The organism is Mycobacterium sp. (assembly GCF_040509115.1).
In the GTDB taxonomy this organism is placed as follows: domain Bacteria; phylum Actinomycetota; class Actinomycetes; order Mycobacteriales; family Mycobacteriaceae; genus Mycobacterium.
Map to the genome: position 1 here is coordinate 22,407 of NZ_JBEVLO010000397.1, position 6,879 is coordinate 29,285.

The window sequence follows — 6,879 nt, forward strand, 5'->3', positions numbered from 1 at the left end:
CCCCGAAAGTTATTGCGGCGCAACCCCACTGAAGCGAATCAGGCTGCGGCGACCGCGGCCTGCCGTCCCGTCGCTCTGCAAGGCCTTGCGCACCGACTCGCGGTAACCGTTCAAGCCTCCCGGCGGGGGCGGAATGATTCCGTCGACGTCGTGCTCGGCCATCACCGCGTCATGTTCCAGTGACTCGACCAGCGGCCGCGCCAACCCGGACGGAATCGGTGTCACCAAACCGACCCACCAGCTGGCGATGGTCGGCGTCAGTAGCGGTAGCGCCACGATGACCCGTCTGCGCAGTCCCGCCTCCTCGGCGTAGATCTGCATCGCGTCGGCGTACTCCAGGACGTCGGGGCCACCGATGTCCCAGGTGCGTGACTCCGGCACGTGCGCGTCGGCGGCCTCCGCGAGATAGTGCACCACGTCGTCGACCGAGATCGGCTGAATCCTGTTGCGCACCCACTTCGGCGTCGTCATCACCGGCAAACGATCGGTCAGGTGGCGGATCATCTCGAACGAGGCAGAGCCCGAACCGACCACGATGCCTGCCTGCAGCACCACGGTCTCCACCCCCGAGCCGATCAGGATGTCGCCGACCGCGACGCGGGACTGCAGATGCCTGGACAGCTCGCCCTTGGGATGCAGCCCCGAGAGGTAGACGATGCGCCGCACGCCCGCCTCCTTCGCGGCGGTGGCAACGTTGTGCGCCGACCGCTCCTCCTCGCGGACGAAGTCGGACGACGTACCCATCGAGTGGACGAGGTAGTACACGACGTCGACCCCGTCGAACGCCTCGACGAGGGACTCGCGATCGCTCAGGTCGCCCCGCACCACCTCGGCCTTGTCGCGCCACGGCGCGTCGCGCAGCTTGTCCGGTTTACGCGCCAACGCCCGCACGGTTCGGCCGCGGTCCACCAGCAGCTCGGCCAGGTGCCCGCCGACGTAGCCGGTAGCACCCGTGACGAGCACTCGGGGATCCGTGTCAGACATGTACGTTCACATGTCCGCCGAAGGCCCTATTCAAACGGGCAACCGGGGTTGGGTGTGTCGGTGGAGAGGGGATCGCCCGCCGGATTCACGTAAACCGCCCACATGATCACCGGGTCGGGACCGAGATTCCGTCCGACGTGCACGTTGTCGGGGCCACTTCCCTCGGTGATGGGAGCACCAGCGGGGTAGCTGCCGTCGAGCGAGCAATCCGCCCGGTTGTGAGTCAGCGTGCCCTGCCGGATGACACCGAACACCTGGCCCCGGTGGTAATGCCAGCCGGTGCTTCCTCCTGGCGCAATCGTGATCTGCTTGGTGGTGTAGTCGATGCCGTCGACGGTCGCCTGGGCCAGCGTGGTGAGCTCCACGCCCGACAACGGCGTCGCGGGTGCTGCCGGGGCCGGATACACACCTACCAGGATCGTCGCGGCCGCGACGGGTACCGCCCAGCGAACCCTCTTCATCGTGGCTCAGCGTGTCACACCGACGGCGGTGACGGGTAACCTTGTGCGCGATGAGCGAGGATCCGCGAGGCGAGAACGACGGCGCCTCCTACGCATCCGCCGGGGTGGACATAGAAGCCGGCGATCGGGCCGTCGAACTATTCAAGCCATGGGCGCAGAAGGCCACTCGCCCCGAGGTTCGCGGAGGGCTTGGCGGGTTCGCGGGGCTGTTCGCCCTTCGGGGTGACTACCGCGAGCCGCTGCTGGCGTCGTCCACCGACGGTGTCGGCACCAAACTGGCGATCGCCCAGGCCATGGACAAGCACGACACCGTCGGCCTTGATCTCGTCGCGATGGTGGTCGACGACCTCGTCGTCTGCGGGGCGGAGCCCCTGTTCCTTCAGGACTACATCGCCGTCGGTCGCACCGTGCCGGAACGTGTCGCCGAGATCGTCTCGGGCATTGCGAACGGCTGCGTGATGGCGGGTTGCGCGCTGCTCGGCGGCGAGACCGCCGAACATCCCGGCTTGATGGCGCCCGACCACTACGACATCTCGGCGACCGGAGTCGGCGTCGTCGAGGCCGACGACGTCCTCGGTCCCGACCGGGTGAAGCCGGGCGACGTGCTCATCGCGATGGCCTCGACGGGACTGCACTCGAACGGCTACTCCCTGGCCCGCAAGGTCTTGCTGGAGATGGATCGCGGCAACCTCGCCGGGCACGTCGAGGAGTTCGGCCGGACCCTCGGCGAGGAGCTGCTGGAGCCCACCCGCATCTACGCCAAGGACTGCCTAGCGCTGGCGGCCGAGACGCGGGTCAGGACGTTCTGCCACGTCACGGGCGGCGGGCTCGCCGGAAATCTGGAGCGCGTCATCCCGAACGGGCTGATGGCGGAGATGGACCGTGGCACGTGGACACCTGCACCGGTGTTCGCCATGATCGCCCAGCGTGGGCGCATCGACCGCGTCGAGATGGACAAGACGTTCAACATGGGCGTCGGGATGGTCGCCATCGTCGCGCCGGAGGACACCGACCGCGCGTTGGCGATTCTCACCGCCCGTCACCTGGACTGCTGGACCCTCGGCACCGTCAAGAAGGGTGGCAAGGACAAGTCGCGCGCCCAGTTGGTCGGGCAGCATCCGCGCTTTTAGCGAGTGCTGCCCGGCGATTCCGAGGTCGACTCCGGTCGATGGACCGCTCAGCGACGCCAGTCGTCGTCGTCGGCCCAGCGATCGTCTATGGCATCGCCGTTGAGGCCGTCTGGCTCGGGGGAGCTTGATCCGCCGCCCAGTTCCTGCTGTAACCGTTGGAAGTCGGTTTGTGGCGAGCTGTACTTAAGGTCACGAGCGACCTTCGTCTGCTTTGCCTTCGCCCGGCCGCGGCCCATGGGGGACCCCCTCGCGCAATAACGGAGCGGCCCGATTAGCAGGCGGCTCCGATCTGAGTGTGTTTTATCGTCCTGTCAACACTTTACCGTGCCCGGCGGTCTGATGCTGGCAGGCCTGGCCCAGCGGTGGATGCCAAGCCACTCCCATCAACGCGGTTGGCTCCTCAGACGTTCCACCGCAAGCCGACCTGCACCGACGGCCGCGGCCGTCGGCATCGAATCCGGATCGATCAGTGCGCTGGCCGCCGTCTCCCCGCCCGTCGTCAATGGGGTGTCCGCTGGGAGGCCCCGCTTGAGCAAGGCAATCGCGACCGGGCCGAGGTCGACGTGGTCGACCACCGTGCCGAGGCGTCCGATCGACCGTCCACCCGCCAGCACCGGATCACCCGTCACTGGTCGGTCGGTGGAGCCGTCGAGGTGCAGCAAGACCATCATCCGAGGCGGTTTGCCCAGGTTGTGGACGCGGGCGACGGTCTCCTGGCCGCGATAGCAGCCCTTGTCCAGGTGCACGGCGCCGTCACCCGGCCCGCCGATCCAGCCCACCTCGTGCGGGATGGTGCGGTCATCGGTGTCGACGCCAAGCCGGGGGCGTAGCGCCGCGACGCGATGTGCCTCGTACGCCCACACTCCGGCGGACCGCACGCCGGCGGCAGCCAATCGGTCCCGATATCCAGCGGCCTGATCCCTCGGAACGACGAGATCGACCTCGCCGGCGCGCAGAGTTCGGATGAATCCGCCTTCGGCCAGCGCCGATGCCGACGCGGCGGTGGGCAAGACGTCGACACCGACGGCTTCGAGAACTGCTCGGTCACCAACCTGCGGTCCGAGTAAGGACAGCACGGCCAGCTCGGCCGGGTCGGCCACGACGTCGGCCCAGAAGATCATCTTGCGTAGATAGGCCAGCAGCGGCTCGCCCCGCCACGGCTCGGTGTCGATGATCGTGATGCCGTCGAGCTGGGTCTGCAACCAGTGATCTTCGACACGTCCCTGCACGTCGAGGTTCAAATTCTCCACGACGGCGCCGTCCGGCAGGTCGCTGACGTGCTGGCTGGAAATGGTGTGCAACCACTTCTTGCGCTCGTCGCCGACCAGTTGGAGCACGGCCCGGTGCGAACGGTCCACGACCACGGCGCCGGTCGCGGCGGCTCGCTGCTCGCCGAACGGGTCGCCGTAGTGCCACGTGGCGCCGGCGTCGGGACCGTTCTCTGGCGCTGGAATTGCGGACATCCCTCCAGGGTACGGAGGTTGGGCGGCGCTATTCTCAGGCCCCATGGCGGCCCGGTCGGAAATCGTCGTCACCCTCGCTGGCGGACTCGTCGACGCAGGCCGACCCATGGTCTTCGCCGACGACCCGACGTTCACCCGCGGCGACGGGGTATTCGAGACACTGTTGGTTCGCGACGGTCACGCGTGTCTGCTCGAGGCCCACCTGGCGCGGCTGGCACGCTCGGCGACGATCACCGATCTGCCCAGGCCCGACCTGGATCGTTGGCGGGCGGCCGTCGCCATCGCCGAGACGCGGCTGACCAGCCCGGACGATGCAGTCATGCGGTTGGTGCTCGGCCGTGGGCGCGGGAACGTTCCATCGGCGTTCGTCGCGGTGTCGGACCTGCCCGAGCGGATTGCCGCCACGCGCCGCGACGGCGTCTCGGCCGTCACTCTGGACCGTGGCGTGGCCGCCAGCCAGGGCGCCGACGCGCCGTGGTCGATCGCCGCTGCCAAATCGCTGTCCTACGCGGTCAATGCGGCAGCGCTGCGGCACGCCGACCGCCTCGGCGCAGGCGACGTCGTGTTCGTCGGCTCGGACGGATTCGTGTTGGAGGGACCCAGGTCCAGCGTCGTGATTCAGTCGTCGGACGGGCAACTGGTCACGCCACCGCCAGCATCGCCGATCCTGGCGGGTACCACCGTGAACGCGGTGTTCGAGACGGCCGAGGCCCGGGGCGTGACCTGCGTGCGGCGCCGGCTGTTGGTGTCGGAAATGCTTGCCGCCCAAGGGGTTTGGCTGCTATCCAGCATCACGCTCGCGGCCCGCGTGCACACCCTCGACGGCGCCCGATTGCCAGCGGTCGCCGACGCGATCGACATGGCCGCACTCGTCGACGAGGCGATCGCCGGACCGCGCCGAGACGTCGCGCGAAAAGCTGTTGTCGACCCCGCCGTTCGGGAGTAGGTTCGGTTTTACACGTGAAGGGAGGTGGTCCGAGAAATTGATTGACTCATGGACAAGTGAGGTGGCTGCCCGCTAGCAGCACCGGGTGTTTACCAGCGTGCGCTGGCGAATTCCCTGCAGCCACCCGGCCCCCGAGCCCCTCGGTCCGTCCAACCAGGAACCAAAGGCTCGGGGGCCGCTCCATGTCTGGAGCGGCTCAGCTTGCCGGACCAGGAGCCAGCGTGGAGCAAGCCGTCATCGCCTTCTGCCACACGTCCTGGTCGACGCCGGGTGGCGGACCGACCGCGGGCCCGGTCTCGGCGGGGACGCCGTGGTCGGACAGGCAGTTGGCAAGGGCGCCGTGACCCGCCGTGGCGGGCGCCGAGGACGAGGTGCCCGACTGCTCCTGGGGTGGGGCGGGCGGAGCCGATCCGCACGCCGCGAGCAGCAGCGCCGCCGCGAGCGCAGCGGCCAGTCGAACGAGGCGCACTAGCCGACGTGCCGTGACAAGCGTGCGGACAGGTGGGGAACCAGGCCCCCGTCGGCGTCCACGCGTTCCTCGACGTAGGCGAGATCGCCGCCCTCGACGATGCCGTACAGCCGCTTGGCGCCGCCGACCAGCACCCCGGACTTGCTCCTGGCCAGGGCATCGGTCGCCAACTCCCACGACGCCTGGTTGAGCGGGACGCCATAGAAGAGTTCGACGAAGCCCGCGGAGTGAGCGAGTAGTAGTTCGATCGCCTGAGACTCGGCGGGGTCGTCAGGGTCGTTGACGAATCGCCAGAACCCGGTCTCCCGCAGCCCCGGACCCTGGTACTCGTCGGACTCCGATAGCAGCCAGGAGCGCGCTTCCCAGTTCAGGTACTCACCGCCGTCATGGGAGACGACGATCTGCTGGCCGAAGCGGTAGTCGCCGTCGGACCCTCGTCCCGTGCCCTCGCCGCGCCACACTCCGACGAGCGGCAGCAGGGCCAGCAGCGCGTCGTTGAGGCTCACGCCCTCGCGGAGGTTGGCGGTGTCAGCAGGGATCGGCAGATCGTCGAACGCGGGGACGTTGCGGGCAGCCGTCACCTTGGCGCGCTCGGCTGCGGCCTCGATCGCGCGGTCGGCGGAGCCGGGAACGGGCGCACTCGGCGAGCCCGCAGAATCGGCGGCACCCGATGTCTCGGTAGGGACTTCGGGAATGTCGTCGGCCGTCACAACTCGTCGGTGATCAGCCGGTACACCGCATACAGCGCGAACCAGGTGATGACGACAGTCGCCGCCACGAGCATGATCTCGAAGAAGAGCACCACGGTGTCGAGTCTAGTTCCTCTGCGGTGCCCCGACGCGTCGGGGCACCGCCTCCCGTGTCGAGGTCAGGCGGGGCCGGATGGCCCAGCTAGGCGACCTTGACGTCGACCTCGTGGATGCCGGCGCCCGACGGTGCCACCACGGCGTCGCCGTTGCCCACCGACGACAGCGCGCGGACGCGCCACGTGCCGGGAGCCGCGAAGAACCGGAAGTCACCGGTGGCCGATGCGACGACCTCGGCGGTGAATTCGTCGGAGCCGTCGAGCAGCCGCACGAACGCGCCGCCGACGCTCTGACCGGAACCGTCGACCACACGACCGGTGATCACCGTTTCCTTCTCCAGGTCAACGCTCGCCGGCAGGGTCTGTCCTTGCTTGGGTGCAGAGCACATATCAACTTCCCAACTCAATCGGGGCACCCACCAGGGAGCCGTACTCGGTCCAACTACCGTCGTAGTTCTTGACGTTCTCGTGGCCCAGGAGTTCCTGGAGCACGAACCAGGTGTGCGACGAACGCTCGCCGATGCGGCAGTAGGCGATCGTCTCTTTGGAACCGTCCAGACCGGCCTCGGCGTAGAGCTTGGCCAGTGCCTCGTCGGACTTGAAGGTGCCGTCTTCGTTGGC

The 6,879-nt window shown here is 68.3% G+C and carries 10 protein-coding genes; 2 read left to right on the forward strand and 8 right to left on the reverse strand.

Annotated features, from left to right (window positions below; genetic code table 11):
- Positions 1-9 precede the first annotated feature (9 nt).
- Together ABW137_RS27260 and ABW137_RS27265 are read right to left on the reverse strand one after the other, a co-directional pair.
- Positions 10-984, reverse strand: coding sequence for an NAD(P)H-binding protein (locus ABW137_RS27260; protein ID WP_526404588.1), 975 nt, complete (start codon positions 982-984; stop codon positions 10-12).
- A 26-nt stretch (positions 985-1,010) separates the two neighbouring features.
- Positions 1,011-1,445 (reverse strand): cupin domain-containing protein, encoded by a 435-nt coding sequence (locus ABW137_RS27265; protein WP_526404589.1) that lies wholly within the window; start codon positions 1,443-1,445, stop codon positions 1,011-1,013.
- 50 nt (positions 1,446-1,495) lie between these two features.
- Here ABW137_RS27265 and purM point away from each other — a divergent pair, with 50 nt between their 5' ends.
- Complete coding sequence (purM, locus tag ABW137_RS27270) at positions 1,496-2,575, forward strand: phosphoribosylformylglycinamidine cyclo-ligase (protein WP_526404590.1); 1,080 nt, start codon at positions 1,496-1,498, stop codon at positions 2,573-2,575.
- A 47-nt stretch (positions 2,576-2,622) separates the two neighbouring features.
- Here purM and ABW137_RS27275 read toward each other — a convergent pair whose 3' ends face one another.
- Positions 2,623-2,811, reverse strand: a complete 189-nt coding sequence (locus ABW137_RS27275) for a DUF3073 family protein (protein WP_526404591.1) — start codon at positions 2,809-2,811, stop codon at positions 2,623-2,625.
- Between the two features lie 147 nt (positions 2,812-2,958).
- The gene (gene ygfZ / locus ABW137_RS27280; protein WP_526404592.1) at positions 2,959-4,038 is read right to left on the reverse strand and encodes a CAF17-like 4Fe-4S cluster assembly/insertion protein YgfZ; all 1,080 of its coding nucleotides are present in this window, start codon (positions 4,036-4,038) and stop codon (positions 2,959-2,961) included.
- A 43-nt stretch (positions 4,039-4,081) separates the two neighbouring features.
- Between ygfZ and ABW137_RS27285 the strand changes: the two genes are divergently transcribed.
- Positions 4,082-4,984, forward strand: coding sequence for an aminodeoxychorismate lyase (locus ABW137_RS27285; protein ID WP_526404593.1), 903 nt, complete (start codon positions 4,082-4,084; stop codon positions 4,982-4,984).
- Between the two features lie 196 nt (positions 4,985-5,180).
- Here ABW137_RS27285 and ABW137_RS27290 read toward each other — a convergent pair whose 3' ends face one another.
- From ABW137_RS27290 to ABW137_RS27305, 4 genes are all read right to left on the reverse strand, one after another.
- Positions 5,181-5,453, reverse strand: a complete 273-nt coding sequence (locus tag ABW137_RS27290) for a hypothetical protein (protein ID WP_526404594.1) — start codon at positions 5,451-5,453, stop codon at positions 5,181-5,183.
- The gene (locus tag ABW137_RS27295; RefSeq protein ID WP_526404599.1) at positions 5,453-6,148 is read right to left on the reverse strand and encodes a nitrobindin family protein; all 696 of its coding nucleotides are present in this window, start codon (positions 6,146-6,148) and stop codon (positions 5,453-5,455) included. The genes ABW137_RS27290 and ABW137_RS27295 overlap by 1 nt, the downstream gene beginning before the upstream one ends.
- A 196-nt stretch (positions 6,149-6,344) precedes the next feature.
- Positions 6,345-6,647 (reverse strand): DUF1416 domain-containing protein, encoded by a 303-nt coding sequence (locus tag ABW137_RS27300; protein ID WP_526404595.1) that lies wholly within the window; start codon positions 6,645-6,647, stop codon positions 6,345-6,347.
- A gap of 1 nt (position 6,648) precedes the next feature.
- The coding region (locus ABW137_RS27305; RefSeq protein ID WP_526404596.1) for a sulfurtransferase at positions 6,649-6,879 on the reverse strand (231 nt) is incomplete at its 5' end.